At 70.3% G+C, this 17799-nt stretch carries 13 protein-coding genes and 2 pseudogenes; 4 read left to right on the top strand and 11 right to left on the bottom strand.

What is annotated here, in order from left to right; translation table 11 throughout:
* Nucleotides 1-35: 35 nt before the first annotated feature.
* The 10 genes and pseudogenes from miaB to OG758_RS16960 form a co-directional block, all read right to left on the bottom strand.
* Nucleotides 36-1556 (bottom strand): tRNA (N6-isopentenyl adenosine(37)-C2)-methylthiotransferase MiaB, encoded by a 1521-nt coding sequence (gene miaB / locus OG758_RS16915; protein ID WP_326710787.1) that lies wholly within the window; start codon nucleotides 1554-1556, stop codon nucleotides 36-38.
* Nucleotides 1557-1614: 58 nt separating this feature from the next.
* Nucleotides 1615-2694: a 2-oxoacid:ferredoxin oxidoreductase subunit beta gene (locus tag OG758_RS16920; RefSeq protein ID WP_326710788.1), complete on the bottom strand. Its 1080-nt coding sequence runs from the start codon at nucleotides 2692-2694 to the stop codon at nucleotides 1615-1617.
* A complete protein-coding gene (locus OG758_RS16925; RefSeq protein ID WP_442810335.1) occupies nucleotides 2687-4714 on the bottom strand; it encodes a 2-oxoacid:acceptor oxidoreductase subunit alpha in 2028 nt (675 codons plus the stop codon). The genes OG758_RS16920 and OG758_RS16925 overlap by 8 nt, the downstream gene beginning before the upstream one ends.
* A pseudogene (locus tag OG758_RS49075) lies at nucleotides 4627-4848 on the bottom strand (DUF6059 family protein); the annotation flags it as partial. The pseudogene OG758_RS49075 and the gene OG758_RS16925, both read right to left, overlap by 88 nt.
* Nucleotides 4767-6554 carry an acyltransferase domain-containing protein gene (locus tag OG758_RS16935; protein ID WP_326710790.1) on the bottom strand — a complete coding sequence of 596 codons (1788 nt, stop codon included), beginning with the start codon at nucleotides 6552-6554 and terminating at the stop codon, nucleotides 4767-4769. The gene OG758_RS16935 and the pseudogene OG758_RS49075, both read right to left, overlap by 82 nt.
* Nucleotides 6555-6667: 113 nt before the next feature.
* On the bottom strand, nucleotides 6668-6937 hold the full coding sequence (locus OG758_RS16940) for an acyl carrier protein (protein WP_266674876.1): 270 nt from the start codon (nucleotides 6935-6937) through the stop codon (nucleotides 6668-6670).
* 112 nt (nucleotides 6938-7049) lie between these two features.
* On the bottom strand, nucleotides 7050-8264 hold the full coding sequence (locus OG758_RS16945; protein ID WP_326710791.1) for a ketosynthase chain-length factor: 1215 nt from the start codon (nucleotides 8262-8264) through the stop codon (nucleotides 7050-7052).
* Nucleotides 8261-9526 carry a beta-ketoacyl-[acyl-carrier-protein] synthase family protein gene (locus tag OG758_RS16950; protein ID WP_326710792.1) on the bottom strand — a complete coding sequence of 422 codons (1266 nt, stop codon included), beginning with the start codon at nucleotides 9524-9526 and terminating at the stop codon, nucleotides 8261-8263. Before OG758_RS16950 ends, OG758_RS16945 begins: the two co-directional genes overlap by 4 nt.
* Before the next feature lie 261 nt (nucleotides 9527-9787).
* Entirely contained in the window at nucleotides 9788-11377 is a 1590-nt protein-coding gene (locus tag OG758_RS16955; protein WP_326710793.1) for an acyl-CoA carboxylase subunit beta, read from the bottom strand.
* Between the two features lie 63 nt (nucleotides 11378-11440).
* On the bottom strand, nucleotides 11441-12235 hold the full coding sequence (locus OG758_RS16960) for an AfsR/SARP family transcriptional regulator (protein WP_326710794.1): 795 nt from the start codon (nucleotides 12233-12235) through the stop codon (nucleotides 11441-11443).
* Between the two features lie 250 nt (nucleotides 12236-12485).
* Between OG758_RS16960 and OG758_RS16965 the strand changes: the two genes are divergently transcribed.
* From OG758_RS16965 to OG758_RS16980, 4 genes are all read left to right on the top strand, one after another.
* On the top strand, nucleotides 12486-12806 hold the full coding sequence (locus tag OG758_RS16965; protein ID WP_326710795.1) for a hypothetical protein: 321 nt from the start codon (nucleotides 12486-12488) through the stop codon (nucleotides 12804-12806).
* Nucleotides 12803-15076, top strand: a complete 2274-nt coding sequence (locus OG758_RS16970) for a TOMM precursor leader peptide-binding protein (protein WP_326710796.1) — start codon at nucleotides 12803-12805, stop codon at nucleotides 15074-15076. The genes OG758_RS16965 and OG758_RS16970 overlap by 4 nt, the downstream gene beginning before the upstream one ends.
* Before the next feature lie 87 nt (nucleotides 15077-15163).
* Nucleotides 15164-16375 (top strand): sensor histidine kinase, encoded by a 1212-nt coding sequence (locus tag OG758_RS16975; RefSeq protein ID WP_326710797.1) that lies wholly within the window; start codon nucleotides 15164-15166, stop codon nucleotides 16373-16375.
* 21 nt (nucleotides 16376-16396) lie between these two features.
* Nucleotides 16397-17011 carry a response regulator transcription factor gene (locus OG758_RS16980; protein ID WP_116509063.1) on the top strand — a complete coding sequence of 205 codons (615 nt, stop codon included), beginning with the start codon at nucleotides 16397-16399 and terminating at the stop codon, nucleotides 17009-17011.
* Nucleotides 17012-17140: 129 nt separating this feature from the next.
* Here OG758_RS16980 and OG758_RS16985 read toward each other — a convergent pair.
* Nucleotides 17141-17737: pseudogene (locus OG758_RS16985) on the bottom strand (4'-phosphopantetheinyl transferase family protein); the annotation flags it as partial.
* Nucleotides 17738-17799 lie beyond the last annotated feature (62 nt).

Below are 17799 nucleotides of genomic sequence, written 5' to 3' on the forward strand. Positions count from 1 at the left end.
ACTGCGCCTCATGCGGCACGCAGGGAGCGGTGCCGTCAGTTGACGGCGCAGCCGCCCGTGGCCGCCGGCAGCGGGGCCGGGACGCCCACCGAGGGCAGGCCGAGCATGACGCCCTGCTTCTGCTCGGGCTCCGCGTTCCGCTTCTCCCAGGCGTCACCCGCGCGCGTGCGGCGCACTTCGAGGACGTCGCCCTCGGCGAGCAGGTGGTGCGGGGCCGCGTAGGTGATCTCGACGGTGACCACGTCACCGGGACGCACCTCGGTGTCCGGCTTGGTGAAGTGCACCAGGCGGTTGTCGGGGGCGCGGCCGGACAGGCGGTGCGTGGCACCGTCCTTGCGGCCCTCGCCCTCGGCGACCATCAGCTCCAGGGTGCGGCCGACCTGCTTCTTGTTCTCGTCCCAGGAGATCTCCTCCTGGAGTTCGACCAGGCGCATGTAGCGCTCCTGGACGACCTCCTTGGGGATCTGGCCCTCCATGGTCGCCGCCGGGGTCCCGGGCCGCTTGGAGTACTGGAACGTGAAGGCGTTCGCGAAGCGGGCCTCGCGGACCGCGTGCATCGTCTGCTCGAAGTCCTCCTCGGTCTCGCCGGGGAAGCCCACGATGATGTCCGTGGAGATGGCGGCGTGCGGGATCGCGGCGCGCACCTTCTCGATGATCCCGAGGTAGCGCTCCTGCCGGTAGGACCGGCGCATCGCCTTCAGGACGGTGTCCGAGCCGGACTGCATCGGCATGTGCAGCTGGGGCATCACGTTCGGCGTCTCGGCCATGGCGGCGATCACGTCGTCGGTGAAGTCGCGCGGGTGCGGGGAGGTGAAGCGCACCCGCTCCAGGCCCTCGATCTTCCCGCAGGCGCGCAGCAGCTTGCTGAAGGCCTCGCGGTCACCGATGTCCGAGCCGTACGCGTTCACGTTCTGGCCGAGCAGCGTGATCTCGCTGACGCCCTCGCCGACGAGCGCCTCGATCTCGGCGAGGATGTCGCCGGTCCTGCGGTCCTTCTCCTTGCCGCGCAGGGCGGGCACGATGCAGAAGGTGCAGGTGTTGTTGCAGCCGACGGAGATGGAGACCCAGGCCGCGTACGCGCTCTCGCGGCGGGTCGGCAGCGTGGAGGGGAAGGCCTCCAGGGACTCGGCGATCTCGACCTGCGCCTCTTCCTGGATGCGGGCGCGTTCCAGGAGGACGGGCAGCTTGCCGATGTTGTGCGTGCCGAAGACGACGTCCACCCACGGGGCCCGCCGCACGATGGTGTCGCGGTCCTTCTGCGCAAGGCAGCCGCCGACGGCGATCTGCATGCCGGGCCGCTTCGTCTTCATCGGCGCCAGGCGGCCGAGATTGCCGTACAGCTTGTTGTCCGCGTTCTCGCGGACGGCGCACGTGTTGAAGACGACGACGTCGGCGTCGCCGTCGGCGCCCTCGGGCGCACGGACGTATCCGGCGTCCTCAAGGAGGCCGGAGAGCCGCTCGGAGTCGTGGACGTTCATCTGGCACCCGTAGGTGCGCACCTCGTACGTCTTGAATTGTTGAACGTCCACTGCCTGGCTCCGGTCGCTGCTGGTCATGCACTCCAGGGTAGGCGGTGCCGGGAGCCCCTCTGCTCCCGCCGCCGGACCCCGGGATTCATCCCACGACGGTCCAGGTGTCGCCGCCGGCGAGCAGGGCGGCCAGGTCGCCCTTTCCGTTCTGTTCGATTGCTTCGTCGAGCTGGTCGGACATCTGCACGTCGTAGACGGGCCGCTCGGTGGAGCGGAAGACGCCGATGGGTGTGTGGTGCAGGGTGTGCGGGTCGGCCAGGCGGGACAGGGCGAACGCGGTGGTGGGTGAGGCCGTGTGTGCGTCGTGGACGAGGATCTGTGACTGGTTGTCCTCGTTCACGTCGACGACCTCCAGGTCACCGGTCTGCGGGTCCCGTACGACGCCCTTGGCGAGGTCGGTGCCGAAGCGGATCGGCTGCCCGTGTTCGAGGCGGATGACCGCCTCCTCGGCCTGTTGCTTGTCTTTGAGGACTTCGAAGGCGCCGTCGTTGAAGATGTTGCAGTTCTGGTAGATCTCGACGAGGGCGGTGCCGGGGTGGGCGGCCGCCTGCCGCAGCACGTCGGTGAGGTGTCTGCGGTCGGAGTCGACGGTGCGGGCCACGAAGGAGGCTTCCGCGCCCAGTGCGAGGGAGACCGGGTTGAAGGGTGCGTCGAGGGAGCCCATCGGCGTGGACTTGGTGATCTTGCCGACCTCGGAGGTGGGGCTGTACTGGCCCTTGGTGAGCCCGTAGATCCGGTTGTTGAACAGGAGGATCTTCAGGTTCACGTTGCGGCGCAGGGCGTGGATGAGGTGGTTGCCGCCGATGGACAGGGCGTCGCCGTCTCCGGTGATCACCCACACGGACAGGTCGCGGCGGCTGGAGGCCAGGCCGGTCGCGATGGCCGGGGCGCGGCCGTGGATGGAGTGCATCCCGTAGGTGTTCATGTAGTACGGGAAGCGGGAGGAGCAGCCGATGCCCGAGACGAAGACGATGTTCTCCTTCGCCAGGCCGAGTTCGGGCATGAAGCCCTGCACGGCGGCGAGGATCGCGTAGTCACCGCAGCCGGGGCACCAGCGCACTTCCTGGTCGGACTTGAAGTCCTTCATGGACTGCTCGGCCTCGGCCTTGGGTACCAGCGAGAGCGCCTCGATCGTGCCCGTGCCTTTCGTGCCGGTGTCAGCCATGGATGGCCTCCTTGAGAGCCGTGGCGAGCTGCTCGGCCTTGAACGGCATGCCGTTGACCTGGTTGTAGGAGTGGGCGTCCACCAGATATCTGGCCCGGATGAGGGTGGCGAGCTGGCCGAGGTTCATCTCCGGGACGACGACGCGTTCGTAGCGGGCGAGGACCTCGCCGAGGTTCTTCGGGAACGGGTTGAGGTGGCGCAGATGGGCCTGCGCGATGTTCTCGCCCGCCGTGCGCAGCCGGCGCACCGCCGCGGTGATCGGTCCATAGGTCGAACCCCAGCCCAGCACCAGGGTGTCGGCGTCGCCGCGGGCGTCGTCGACCTCGATGTCCGCCACCTCGATCCCGTCGATCTTGGCCTGCCGGGTGCGGACCATGAACTCGTGGTTGGCCGGATCGTAGGAGATGTTGCCTGTGCCGTCCTGCTTCTCGATCCCGCCGATACGGTGTTCAAGACCCGGCGTGCCCGGGATCGCCCACGGACGGGCCAGGGTTTTCGCATCGCGCTTGTACGGCCAGAACACCTCCGCACCGTCCGCGTCGGTGTGATTCGGCCCCGACGCGAACTGGGTCCGCAGATCGGGGAGTTGGTCGATCTCCGGGATACGCCACGGCTCCGAACCGTTGGCCAGATAGCCGTCCGAGAGGAGGAACACCGGGGTCCGGTAGGTGATCGCGATCCGGGCCGCCTCGATCGCCGCGTCGAAACAGTCCGCCGGCGTCTTCGGCGCCACCACCGGAACCGGCGCCTCACCGTTACGCCCGTACATCGCCTGCAGCAGATCCGCCTGCTCGGTCTTCGTCGGCAGACCCGTCGAGGGGCCGCCGCGCTGGATGTCCACGACCAGGAGCGGCAGTTCGAGGGAGACCGCGAGCCCGATCGTCTCCGACTTCAGCGCCACACCGGGACCGGAAGTCGTCGTGACGGCCAGGGAACCGCCGAACGCCGCACCCAGCGCCGCCCCGATCCCCGCGATCTCGTCCTCCGCCTGGAACGTGCGCACACCGAAGTTCTTGTGCTTCGACAGCTCATGCAGGATGTCCGAGGCCGGCGTGATCGGATACGAGCCCAGATACAACGGCAGGTCCGCCTGCCGGGACGCCGCGATCAACCCGTAGGACAGCGCCAGATTCCCCGAAATGTTGCGGTAGGTGCCCGTCGGGAACGCGGACGTGGCCGGGGCGACCTCGTAGGAGACCGCGAAGTCCTCCGTCGTCTCACCGAAGTTCCAGCCCGCATGAAAAGCCGCGATGTTCGCCTCCGCGATCTGCGGCTGCTTCGCGAACTTCGAACGCAGGAACCTCTCCGTGCCCTCGGTCGGCCGGTGATACATCCACGACAGCAGACCCAGCGCGAACATGTTCTTCGAACGGCCCGCGTCCTTACGCGACAGCTCGAACTCCTCCAGCGCCTGAACCGTCAGCGTCGTCAACGGCACCCGATGCACCTGATAGCCGTCCAGCGAACCGTCCTCCAGCGGAGACGTGCCGTAACCGACCTTCTGCATCGCCCGCTTGGTGAACTCGTCCGTATTGACGATGATCTCCGCACCACGCGGCACATCCGCGATGTTCGCCTTCAGCGCCGCCGGATTCATCGCCACCAAAACATTCGGCGCGTCACCCGGCGTCAGAATGTCATGGTCCGCGAAATGCAACTGGAACGACGACACACCCGGCAACGTGCCCGCGGGCGCCCGAATCTCGGCGGGAAAGTTCGGCAGCGTGGACAGATCATTCCCGAACGACGCCGTCTCCGAAGTGAACCGGTCACCCGTCAGCTGCATACCATCGCCCGAGTCACCCGCGAACCGAATGATCACCCGGTCCAGACGGAGAGTCTCCTTCACCGCTGCTCCCCGACCGGCGCCACGAGCTGCCTCTGCAGAGCGAGTTCGGTCGTGGTCAGCGCGAGGTCCGGGCGAAGCCGCTCGGGGTGGCCCCGCGGCGGCTCGTCCAGGTTCGGCGCAGGCCGGACCTGCGGTGGGTCCAGTAGGGGAGGGATCCCCAGCCACATCCACCCTGCGGTGGTCAGCGAGTTGTAGATCTCGCACAGGATCTTCGTGACGATTCTCATGCGACCAGGGTCTTCGCGGGTAGGTGCGGCACCGTGGTGCCGGCCGTCGCGGTTGCGTCCTCGTCGCACCACGTCCACAGCCGGGCGATCGCGTTCAGGTCCAGGTCGTGGCCCTCGGTCCAGATGCGGGCTGCCGCGTTGAGCACGGACTGCCGGTCGGCCTCGGGGGTGCCCGCGCGGGCCGGGAGGAGCGGGGAGACGGCGCCGGCGCCGAGGCGGACCGAACGGTGCCTGCGGGCAAAGGCGGTGAGGGTCTGACGGGGGCCCGCCTCGACGAGCAGGACGTCGTCGGCCGCGAGAAGCTCGTCCAGGGCATTGCGGAAGTAGACGGTGTCGGTGATCTGATCGGCCCAGAAGCGCGGACTGCGCGCGGCCTCCGCGCTCATCAGGGTGCCGGTGTAACCGGAGTAGAGGGGCAGTTTGGGCTCGCGCAGCGGGATGTCGCGGTAGTCGGTCTCGATCGCGTCGGAGGCCGGTGCCATCGCCGGGGAGTGGAACGGGCTGGTGGCGGGGACCGTCACCACCGTCAGTCCGTCCGCGCGGAGGCGGTCGGCGACGTCGGCCAGGGGCCCGCGCGAACCGGCCAGCATCACCTGCTGGTTGGCGTTGACGGCCGCGATGCCCACGCCGTCCGTGAGGTAGGGGTGGAGCTGCTCCTCGCTCGCGGCGACGGCGAGCATGCCGCCCGCCGGGATCTTCACGGCCTCCCGGACCCGGGCCTGCACCATCGCGACCGCGTCGCTCAGGGAGACCACGCCGGCGAAGGTGGCCGCCACGAGTTCGCCCGCGCTGTGGCCGAGGAAAGCCGTGGGGCGTACTCCCCAGCTGAGGATCATCTTGCCCAGTGCGTAGTCGATCGCGAACAGCAGCGGCTGGGCCCGGCGTACGTCGTCGATGCCGATGGCGGCGCGCTTCGGGTCGAGCCAGTCGGCACGTACTCGGGAACCTTCCTCGCCCATGTGGGACAAGGCCGCGTCGACGGCGGCGGTGAAGACGGGTTCGCGACGGTAGAGGCCCGCCGCCATGCCGGCGTGCTGCGAGCCCTGGCCGGGGAACAGCAGGACGACGGGGCGCGGGCGGGACACGTCGACGGCGCGGGCCTGGTGGACGGTGCGGGCGGCGAGGGCGGACACGGCGACGGCCGCACCGCGCACCGGGCCGGGAGGGGTCCCGCAGGGAACCGCGGTCGGCAGGGCGGGGTACGCCTCCCGGTGGATGCCGCTGAGCATCGGCAGGAGTTCGCCGCGCACCCGGGCCTCGTCGTCCGCGTTCCGGCCCGACCAGAGGATCAGACGGTGGCGGTCGGGGTCGGTACCGCGCGGGTTCTGGTGCAGGGGCCGCAGGGCCGGGGTGGCTTCCGGGCCCTGGGGCGCCGTCACGTCGAGCAGGCCGAGGACGGCGTCCCCGTCGGCCACCGCCTCCGCGGCGCGCTTCACGGCGTACACGGTGATGGTGTGGGCATCGGGTTCGCCGAAGCCCGCGACGAGGGCGAGGTCGGCGGTGCCCACGTGGAGTTCGTGGTGGGCGCGGCGCAGGGCGAGACCGGGGGTGGCCGTCGTCACGACGCCGAACCCCTCGTGTTCGGTCCGCAGGCCGGGGTCGACCTCGGCGGAGCCGATCAGAACGACGGTTCGGGCCGGCAGGTCCTCGGGGGAACGGCCGAAGGCGCGCAGTACGGCCGAGACGGCGGCGGCCGATGCCACGACCGGTGCCTGCTCCTGCGGAGCCGGGCCGGGGCTGACGATCAGCCGGCGGACCACCGCACTGTGGGACGTGAGTGACATGGTTCCCTCCTCGTGGACCGTGCTCCGGCCGCATGGATGTCAAAGGGATCAGGACGAGAACGGCCGCCCTGCCCGCCGGGGGAACGTAGGCAGGGCGGCCGCGAGGATTCCGGTCAGGCGGCGGGCGTCCGGCCGGAGTTGATGAGGGCGAGGAGCGCGCCCGGGGTCTCCGCGTCGACCACGGCGTCGTCGGGGATGCTGATGCCGTAGTCGCGCTGTATCTCGCCGATGACCTGGAGCAGGGCGAGGGAGTCGTAGCCGAGCTCGATGAACGGCGTGTCAATGACATCGCCGTCGAGGTCGACACCCTCCTCCTCGCCCGCGCTCTCGCGGAGCATGCGGGTCAGGTCGGCCAGGGTCACGGTGGCGGTGGAGGTGGTCATGGTTGGTGCCGTCCTCTCGGTTGGGCGCACTGATGCAGCCGGATGAAGCGACTTGGGAACTGGAAAGCGGGACCGTGCTGGTGTGCCGCGGTGGAACTTGCCGCGGACCCGTTCAGTTGGTGCGGCGCACCACGAGTGCGGCGTTGAAGCCGCCGTGGCCGCGGGCGAGGACGAGTGCGGTGCGCAGGTCGGCCTCGCGTGCCTCGGTGACCAGGTCGATGGTGTGCTCCGGGGCCGGAGCGGTCACATGGGCGGTGGGCGGGATGACGCCGTCGCGCAGGGCGAGCAGCGCGGTCGCCGCGTCGAGGGCGGCGCCGCCGGCGAGCAGGCGGCCGGTCATCGTCTTGGGAGCCGTGACGGGGACGCCGGCCGGTCCGAACAGCTCGGTCAGGGCCTGGGACTCGGCCCGGTCCAGGTCCGGTACGCCGGAGGCGTCCGCGAAGACGACGTCGATGTCTTCGGCGGTGATCCCGGCGTCGGCGAGGGCGTTCTCGGCGGCCCTGCGCAGACCGGGCGGGCGGCCGGAGCCGGGAGCCGGGTCGAGGGTCGCGGCGTATCCGGCGATCTCGCCGTAGACGTGCTCGGCGCCCCGAGCGCCGGCCGACCCGGCATCTTCGACGAGGAGGATGGCGCCGCCCTCGCCGGGGACGTATCCGCCGGCCTCGGCGGCGAACGGAAGGTAGGCGCGGGTGGGGTCGTCGACGGTGCTCATCAGGCCGGAGGCGATCTGCGGCACCCAGCCCCAGGGGCAGATGGCCGCGTCGACGCCGCCGGCGATGACGGCGGGGAAGCCCTTGCGGATGTGCCGGCGGGCGTGCCCGATGGCGTCGATACCGCCGGCCTGCTCGGTGAGCAGGACGCCGCTGGGGCCGCGCAGCTTGTGCCGGATGGAGATCTGTCCGGTGTTGACCGCGTAGAACCAGGCGAAGGACTGGTAGGCGCTGACGTACTCCTTGCCCTTGCTCCACAGGTTCTGGAGTTCGCGCTGGCCGAACTCGACGGCTCCGCCGGACGCGGCCGTGACCACGCCGATGCCGTACTCGGGGAGTTCGTCGGTGGCGATCCCCGCGTCCTTCAGCGCCCAGTCCGCCGCGGTCAGCGCGAGGCGCGTCATGTGGTCGGTCTGCGGCATCAGCCGGCTGGGGATGTGGTCCTCCGCGACGTATCCGGACACCTCGCCCGCGACACGGGACGGGTACTGGGTGGCGTCGAACCGGGTGACGGGGCCGAGGCCCGACTCGCCGGCCAGGGTGGCCTTCCAGAACTCCTCGGTGCCGAGGCCGTTGGGGGCGGTGATGCCCAGGCCGGTCACCACTGCGGCGGTCATACGGTCCTCCTGTCCGGGCGGGCCAGCACCATGGCGCTCTGGAATCCGCCGAACCCGCTGCCCACGCTGAGCACCACGTCGGTCTGCTGCTCGCGGGCGACGAGCGGGATGTAGTCGAGGTCGAGCTCGGGGTCCGGCTCGTGGAGGTTCGCGGTGGGCGGCAGGACGCCGTGCTTCATCGCGAGGGCGCAGGCGGCGATCTCCAGCGAACCGATGGCTCCGAGCGAGTGGCCGATCATCGATTTGATGGAGCTCACGGGTGTGCGGTAGGCGTGCTCGCCGAGACTGCGCTTGAAGGCACCCGTCTCGTGGCGGTCGTTCATCTTGGTGCCGGAGCCGTGTGCGTTGACGTAGTCGACGGTGTCCGGGGCGAGTCGGGACTCGGCCAGAGCTGCGTCGATGGCCTCCGCCATCTCCAGGCCCTCCGGCTTGAGGCCGGTCATGTGGTAAGCGTTGCAGCGGGAGGCGAACCCGGAGATCTCGGCGTAGATGTGGGCGCCGCGACGCTTCGCGCTCTCCAGCTCCTCCAGGACCAGGATGGCGGCGCCCTCACCGAGGACGAGGCCGCTGCGGGTCTTGTCGAAGGGCCGGCAGGCGCTCTCCGGGGTGTCGTTACGGGGCGTGGTGGCCAGGATGGCGTCGAAGCAGGCCGACGTGATCGGCGAGATGGGCGCCTCGGTGGCCCCGGCGATCATGACGTCGGCCGTGCCTTCGCGGATGAGTTCCACGGCGTGGCCGAGCGAGTCGAGACCGGAGGTGCATCCGGTGGACACGACCGCGGCCGGCCCCTCCGCCCCGGCGGCCCTGCCGACCTCGGCGGCCAGCGAGCTGGGCACGAAATGCCGGTAAAGCTCGGGTACGGCGTACTCGTGGTCGACGTTCCACTTGCGGCCGCCGTCGCTGACGACGGCGTACTCGCGCTCGAGGCTCGTGGTGCAGCCGACCGCGCTGCCCACCGCCGTGCCGATGCGCCCGGGGTCGAGGGCGGAGATCTCCAGGCCGCTGTCGGCCAGGGCCTCACGGGTCGAGACGACCGCGAACTGCGCGGCCCGGTCGAGCCGGCGGGTCTCCTGCTGGGAGAGCCCGGCCGCGAAGGGGTCGAAGTCGACCTCGGCGGCGACCTGCGAGCGGAACGGTGAGGGATCGTAGAAGGAGATCCGGCGGGTGGCGGTACGGCCCGCTGTGAGCAGCTCCCAGTACTCCTTGACACCGACCCCACCCGGGGCCACGACGCCCAGGCCGGTGATGGCGACTCGTCGCATGGTCTACCTGGCCTTCGACGGGGCCGGGTACGTCGCTGCGCACCAGCCGGTTGGCACTCTGGGGGTCACTGTCGATCCCTTCGTCCGTGCTGATCATGGGTCGGAGACGGCGGCCGGAGGGGGTTCGGGGTGGGAACCCCCTCGGCCGGCCTGAGCCGGTCGGCGACTCGCTCGTAGCGAGCCGCCCTGACCGGTGAAGCTATGGAACGTCCGTGCCCTAGAACCGGACTCGCGTGTGCGTGGACCTGCCGGACCGCACGCCTATGTAGGGACATTTCCGTGCTTGCGCGAGGGCACTTCGGCGCGTTTCGTGCGCAGCATCGCGAGTGAGCGGATGAGGATGCTGCGGGTGTCCCCCGGATCGATGACGTCGTCCACCAGGCCGCGCTCCGCCGCGAAGTAGGGGTGCATGAGCTCGGTCCTGTACTCGTCGACGCGGCGGGCGCGTACCGCCGCGGGGTCGTCCGACGCGGCGATCTCGCGGCGGAAGATGACGTTGGCGGCGCCCTCCGCGCCCATCACGGCGATCTCGTTGGTGGGCCAGGCGAAGGCGAGGTCGGCACCGATGGACCGGGAGTCCATGACGATGTACGCGCCGCCGTACGCCTTGCGCAGGACGAGGGAGATCCGGGGCACGGTCGCGTTGCAGTACGCGTGCAGGAGCTTGGCGCCGTGCCGGATGATGCCGTTGTGCTCCTGGTCCACGCCGGGCAGGAAGCCGGGGACGTCCACCAGGGTGACGAGCGGGATGTTGAAGGAGTCGCACGTGGAGACGAAGCGCGCGGCCTTCTCGCTCGCGTGGATGTCCAGGACGCCGGCGAGGGCCGCGGGCTGGTTGGCGACGATGCCGACCGTGCGGCCGTCGAGGCGGGCCAGCGTGCACACGACGTTGGGCGCCCACGCCTCGTGGACCTCGAAGGTCTCGCCGTCGTCGACGATCTCCTCGATCACCGCGCGGATGTCGTAACTGCGCCCGGGGTCGGCCGGCACGAGGTCGACGAGGCGGTCGGTGCGCCGGTCGGCGGGGTCGTCGCAGGGGACCGCGGGCGGCAACTCGCGGTTGTGGGACGGCAGGAGCGCGATGAGGAAGCGCACGTCCTCGATGCAGTCGGCCTCGTCGTCGTAGGCGAAGTGGCAGACACCCGAGGTCGTGGCGTGCACGTCGGCACCGCCGAGCCCGTTGTGGGTGATCTTCTCGCCGGTCACCGCCTGCACCACGTCGGGTCCGGTGATGAACATCTGCGCGGTGTCGCGGACCATGAAGACGTAGTCGGTGAGGGCCGGCGAATAGGCGGCTCCTCCGGCGCAGGGGCCGAGCATCACGCTGATCTGCGGGATGACCCCCGAGGACGCGACGTTGCGGCGGAAGATGCCGCCGTAGCCCGCGAGCGCGGTGACGCCCTCCTGGATGCGGGCTCCCGCCCCGTCGTTGAGGCTGACGAGCGGTGCACCCGCGTCCGCCGCGAGGTCCATCACCTTGTGCACCTTCGCGGCATGCGCCTCGCCGAGCGCTCCGGCGAAGATCCGGAAGTCGTGCGCGTAGGCGAAGACCGTCCGGCCGTGGACCAGACCCCAGCCGATCACGACCCCGTCGCCGTGCGGCTTGCGGTCCTCCAGGCCGAAGCCGGAGGCGCGGTGCCTGCGCAGTGGCTCTATCTCGGTGAACGTGCCCTCGTCGAAGAGGAGTTCAAGGCGCTCGTGCGCGGTGAGTTTGTTCTTCTCGTGCTGCCGCAGGGTGGCCGCGGGATCGGGCCCGCGACTCACCTCCTCCTTGAGCCGCCGCAGTTCGGCGGTGGCGCGGCGGAGGTCGGGGGCTGCCTGAGTGACGGTGAGGTCGTCGAGGATCGTCATCGGCCGAACGTAGGAACGCCGGCTAGAGACCTGCTGGAGAGGACCGCCTGGACCGTCCGCCGGTCAGCCGGACGCGGGCACCTGGACGTCCAGGGCCGGGTCGGCGGACAAGACCGCCTGGTGGAGCTGCTGCAGCCGGGCCGAGGGCTCGAGTCCCAGCTCGTCGACGAGGGTCACACGCAGCCGCTGGTAGGCCTCGAGTGCCCGCCAGGCGCTGCCCGACCGGTGAAGGGCGGTCATCAGCTGGGCGCAGAAGTTCTCGTGCATCGGGTGCCGGGCGACCAGGACCCTCAGTTCCGGCACGATCTCGGTGTGCCGGCCGAGCAGCAGATCGGCGTCGATCCGCCGCTCCAGAGCGGCCATCCGGTCCTCCTCCACACGGAGCACCTCGAGCTCGAGCACGGTGCCGACGCGTACGTCGACGAGGGCGGAGCCCCGCCACATCTTCAGTGCCTGGCCGAGGAGCCGTGAGGCCGCGAGGTAGTCCCCCGCCTCGTGGGCGGCCCGGCCCGACGCGGTGATGCGGGTGAACTCGTGCGCGTCGACCTGGCCCGGCTGCACCTGGAGCAGGTAGCCGCCGTGCTGCGTGACGAGGACGTCCTTGGCATGACGGGACGGGTCGCCGTCGAGCGCCGCGGCGATCTTGCGGCGCAGCTGGAGGATGTACGTCTGCAGAGTGGTGGCAGCGCTGCGCGGGATGTCCTCGCCCCAGATCTCCTCCATCAGCGTCGCCACGGTCACGACCCGGTCGGACTGGAGGGCGAGCAGGGAAAGGATCTGGCGCGGTTTGGCGGCGGTCGGTACGACGGACACTCCGTTCTCACGGGCCGTCAATGGTCCCAGGACATTGATCTCCATGATGACGCCCTCCCCTTCGTGGGCTGGTGCGGCAGGTCCGTCGGCGGGCCTGCACAGGTTGCGGAGTCTGGCGTCGAGCCTCGCACCAGAGGCATCCGAGTCCCAGTGAGGTGGTCACGAGGCCGGGCATGAAAATGTCATGCCTCCTTGGTGACAGCGGCACTGTGCCGTGCGACGCGGCGGGCCGCAGAATCCTGGCATTCGGCAAGCGAACAACGTCTCGCAGGATCGACTCAGCAGGGGGATCACCATGGACACCGCCACGCACGCTCAGCTGACCTCGGATCACCAGTTCGCACTCCTGACCGCTCGGGCCGGCCTGGAGCCCGACCTGGCCCAGCGCTACACGAGCGACCCGGTCGCCGTCCTCACCGAGTTCGGTCTCCCCGCCATGGAGCCGGTGTACGGCGACGACTTCGCGGACCTCTTCGGGGAGGTGTACCGGAGCGGGAGCGCGGACCGCGGCCTGGTCATCGACCATCTGGACCGGCCGGGCACCGTCATGCTCTACGGCTGCGCCACCGGCATGGCGCCCCTGCCCGGCGAAGAGGCCGAAGCGGCGCGTGCATGAACATATCCGGGGGGGTACCCACCGACCATCTGGTGGGGTTCAAGAGACATCTGCGGGTGGAGGCGATCGAAGGAGACGCCGTCTACCTGCTGTCGGAGCGGGAGACAACTGCCTTGCAGGGCCGTGAGGTTCAGCACCTCGCGGCCCTGCTGGACGGGACCCGCACGCTGGCGGGCGTGCTGCGGGACGCGGCGACGACCCTGCCGCCGGCGACCGCGGCCCGCATGATCGCCGAACTCGCCCGGGCCGATCTGGTCGGCTATCACGACCCGGCCACCGACGCCTCGACCCAGGCTTACTGGGAGACCGCCGGCCTGCACGGGCCCCGTGCCGCCGCCTCGTTCCGGGAGACGCGGGTGGCGCTCGTGCACCTGGGCAGGGGGGATCCCGGGGCGGCGCGGGCCGAGTGCCTGGCCGCGGGCCTGCGGATGGCCGGCCCCGGCGAGGAGGAGTCGGCCGAACTGTCGCTCGTGCTGTGCGACGACTACCTGGATCCCCGCCTCGCCGAGATCGATGCCCGGCACCGGGCCTCGGGCCGCGCCTGGCTGCTGGCCAAGCCGAGCGGGGCGGAGACCTGGGTGGGCCCGGTGTTCGCAGGCGGGGAGAACGCGTGCTGGGAGTGTCTGGCGCACCGCCTGCGCGGCCACCGGTCGTCCACGGCTCCGGTCCGCCAGGCCCTGGGGCTCAGGGGAATGGTGCCCGTCCCCGAGGCCTCGTTCGCCACCGTGCGCGCCCTGGGGCTGCACACCGCGGTGCTGGAGGCGACGAAGTGGGTGGCCGGCATGCGGTACGAGGGCCAGGGCGCCGTCTGCACTCTGGACACCCGTACTCTCGCGACCCGCCGCCACCCGGTGATCCGTCGTCCGCAGTGCTCCACGTGCGGGGATCCGGAACTCGTCGCACAGCGGGTGAGCAAGCCCTTCACGCCGCGCTCCAGCCCCAAGTCCCTCACGGTGGGCGGCAATCACCGGTCCCAGAGCGCGGAGGCGGTGCTGTCCCGCTACCGGCATCTGGCCGATCCGGTCACCGGCGTCGTGGACGAGCTCCGGCCGGCCCCCGGCTCGCCGGACGGACTGAACCGGTACGTCGCCGGGCGCAACCTGGCACTCGGCGACAACCGTTCCCTGGCCGGGCTGCGCGGCGGCCTGCGCGGCCAGAGCGGAGGCAAGGGGACCACGCCGCAGGAGGCCGAGGTCGGCGCGCTGTGCGAGGCGCTGGAACGCTATTGCGGCACCCGGCAGGGCGACGAGCCCACCGTGCGCGACACCCTCGCCGGGCTGGGCGACGCCGCTCTGCACCCCAACCTCTGCCAGCTGTTCGACGACCGGCAGTTCCGGGAGCGGCACCGGTGGAATCCGCGGCACTCGCGCTTCCAGCAGATCCCGCCGCCGTTCGACCCGCAGGCTCCGGCCGACTGGACGCCGGTGTGGTCGCTCACCTCGGGCACGCAGCGGATGCTGCCCACGTCGATGCTGTACTTCGGGCCCGGGCCCGACGGTGTGACGGCGACGCCGTGGGCCGACTCCAACGGCAACGCGGCGGGCAGCAGTCCGGAGGACGCCGTCGTCCAGGGCTTCCTGGAACTGGTGGAACGGGACGCGGTGGCGCTGTGGTGGTACAACCGCACCCGCCGGCCCGCGGTGGACCTCGACGCCTTCGACGAGCCGTGGCTGGCGCGCACCCGGCAGACGTACGAACGGCTCCACCGGGACGTCTGGGTGCTCGACCTCACCTCGGACTTCGGCATTCCGGTCATGGTGGCCATGTCCCGGAGGACCGACGGACCGGCCCAAAGCATCTCGTTCGGATTCGGGGCTCATTTCGATCCCCGGCTCGCCCTGCGGCGGGCGGTCACGGAAATGGCCCAACTGCTTCCCCCGGAAGGCGACTCGGCTGAATTCCTGTCAGCAGACCGTGATCTATCTGCCTGGTGGCGGGGGGCGACGGTGGAAAATCAGCCATACGTTCGCGCGGATCCAGCCGAAGCTCCAAGGACCATCGGCTCCTATTCCTTTCCGGTACACACCGACCTGCGGGACGAGGTCGAGTTGGCCGAAACCCTCGTACGTGCCCACGGCATGGAAATGTTGATCCTCGATCAAACACGCCCCGACGTGGGACTTCCTGTTGTGAAGGTGATCATTCCGGGAATGCGGCACTTCTGGGCACGCTTCGCCCCGGGCCGTCTCTTCGACATACCGGTGGAGCTCGGACTCCGCTCCCGCCCTCTTCCGTACGAGGAACTCAACCCAATTCCCCTCTTCGTCTGACTTCGGCCGTCGGTTCGTTTCGCTGGCTCAGAGCCAGCGAAACGACATAGCATGCGGCCACTACCGACCCTTCGCGAGGAGGCGGCAATGCCGACGAGGGACGTCGTTCCGTATTCACCACGGTCCCAGGCGCCCGCCCCGCGGCTGGCTCACGCGATCATCGTCGTGGCCCTGGTCTGTTACGCCACCATGACCGTACTGAACGTGGTGCGGACGCGCCCCACAACGGGAGAACTGGTCCTGTGCGTCGTGCTCGTACTGGCGCTGTTCGGCACGCAGTTGGCCGTCTCCTCGCCGCAGGCCCGCCGGTGGCCCACCCGGCGAAAGGCGCTCGTCCTGATCCTCCAGGCGGTGCTCACGTTCGCACCGCTCGCCTGGTTCAGCATCAACTGGGGCAGCATGGAAGGGCCGTTGGCCGCCTCGCTGCTGCTGACCCTGCCGGCCCGGTTCGCCTGGCCGAGCTACGCACTGCTGATCGCCTTCATCCCGGTGTACAACGTGCTGGCCGGAGCCCCGGTCGACCTGGTGCTCTACTTCACCATCGCCAGCACCCTCACCGGACTCGTCATCTACGGCCTGACCCGGCTCACCGACCTGATCAGCGAGGTGCACGACAACCGTGAGGAACTGGCCCGGATGGCCGTCGCGCAGGAACGCCTGAGGTTCGCCCGGGACCTGCACGACCTGCTCGGGTACAGCCTCTCCGCGATCACGCTCAAGGGCGAGCTGATCCAGCGGCTGATCAACACCCGTCCGGACAAGGCCCGTCAGGAGACCGTCGCGGTCCTCCAGGTCGCGCGGCAGGCCCTGGCCGACGTACGGCTGGTGTCCAGCGGGTACCGCAACATGTCTCTCGTCGAGGAGGCGGAGTCGACGGGGACGGTGCTGTCCGCAGCCGACATCCGCGCGGAGGTCGAGGTGGAGTGCGGGCGACTGCATCCGGTGGTCGACACCGTGCTTGCCACGGCACTGCGGGAAGGGGTCACCAACATCCTCAGGCACAGCCAGGTGCGCGTCTGCACCATCAGGGCGGAGATCGACGAAGAAACGGTCCGTCTCGGCCTGACCAACGACCATCCGCATGAACAGCGCGACCTCGTCGCCGCCCGCTCGGGCGGCACGGGTCTGGACAACCTGCGCTGCCGGTTCGCCGCCATCGGCGGCGGGCTCTCCGCGGGGCTGCGGGAGGACGGCCGATTCCATCTCGAGGTCTGGGCACCGCTCAGGCCCACGGGCCATGACGAGAACGAGCTGCTGGTGTTCGAGCCCACGCGCCCGGAGAGAACCGCCGTAGCCTGACACATCTAACCGGGGGTAAAGATGTTGTCCGTCAGGATCCTCCTCGCCGAGGATGTACACATGATCCAGGGCGCGCTCGTCGCGCTGCTCCAGCTGGAGCCGGATCTGCACGTCGTATCCACCGTCGACCGCGGCGACACGATCGTCGCGGCCGCACTCGAGTCCAAGCCCGACGTCGCGGTGATCGACATCGATCTGCCCGGCATCGACGGGCTCACGGCGGCAGCCGAGCTCCATGAACGGCTGCCCAGCTGCCGCACACTCATCCTCACCTCGCTCGGGCGCCCTGGCACCCTGCGCCGCGCCCTGTCCGCGCAGGTGTCCGGCTTCCTCCTCAAGGACTCGCCGCCGAGCCAACTGGCCCTGGCCGTACGGTCGGTGGCGACGGGGCGCCGGGTCGTGGACCCACAGCTCGCGCTGTCCGCCTGGGACTCACCGGAGAACCCGCTGTCCCCGCGCGAGCTGGAGGTCCTACGCCTCGCCGCCCGGGGCGCCGACGCCGCCGAGATCGCCGGCTGCCTCTATCTGTCCAAGGGCACCGTCCGCAACTACCTCACGGCCATCGTCGGCAAACTGGGCGCGCGCAACCGCATCGACGCCATCCGGATCGCCGAGGAGGCCGGCTGGCTGCCGTGACGGGGCCGGCCCGCGGGCCGGGCCGGGCGCGCCGAGCAACGCGTCGAACATGCCGTCGTCCAGCGTCGTCCCGACCGACAGGTCCACGAGTTCACCGAAGCCCGCGTCACAGACGGCGACGCTCAGCACGTACCCCGCCCCGGCGGGGTACGTGCCGAACTGCCACTCTCCGCCCGGCACTCGGGAGCCGTCCGGTCTGGTCAGCCGGGGTTCCCCGTCGTCCAGCGCGAAGCCGAACTCGGTGAAGCGGAAACGCAGTCCCTGCCCCAGTGCCTTGCTGTACGCCTCCTTGAGCGTCCACAGCTGCACCATGGTGTCGTTGCGCACCCCGTCACCGCCCTCGTCAAGGCGCGCCTTCTCGTAGGGCGTGCACGCCTGGCTCTCCGAGCCGGTGTACGCGAGTCGCCGGTCCGCCCGTTCCACATCCACGCCGATACGGCCGCGCCGGGTGATCCCGACGACCATCATCTCCTCGGTGTGGCTCAGGCTGACATCGATCTGGTCGCAGCCGCGGACGTACGGGCGCCCTCCCGGCTGGTAGGCCAGGTCCACCAGGTCGGGGGCGGTGCGCAGGACCGCAGCCGCCGAATAGCGCAGCATCAGCCTGGAGGCGACGAACCGCTCCCGGGCGCGGGGCTGGGCGAGGCCCTCGTAGCGCCGCCAGTCGCGGCCGAGGCGGCGGCGCAGCTCCTCTTCCGTCCCGTCGCCGGGCAGCCAGTCGGGCATCGACGCGTAGAGCACGACGCTGCCGGTGCGCCGCAGTTCGCCGTGGATGTCGTCCCAGAGTG

This window comes from Streptomyces sp. NBC_01474, from assembly GCF_035918215.1.
Classification (GTDB): Bacteria; Actinomycetota; Actinomycetes; order Streptomycetales; family Streptomycetaceae; genus Streptomyces; species Streptomyces aureus.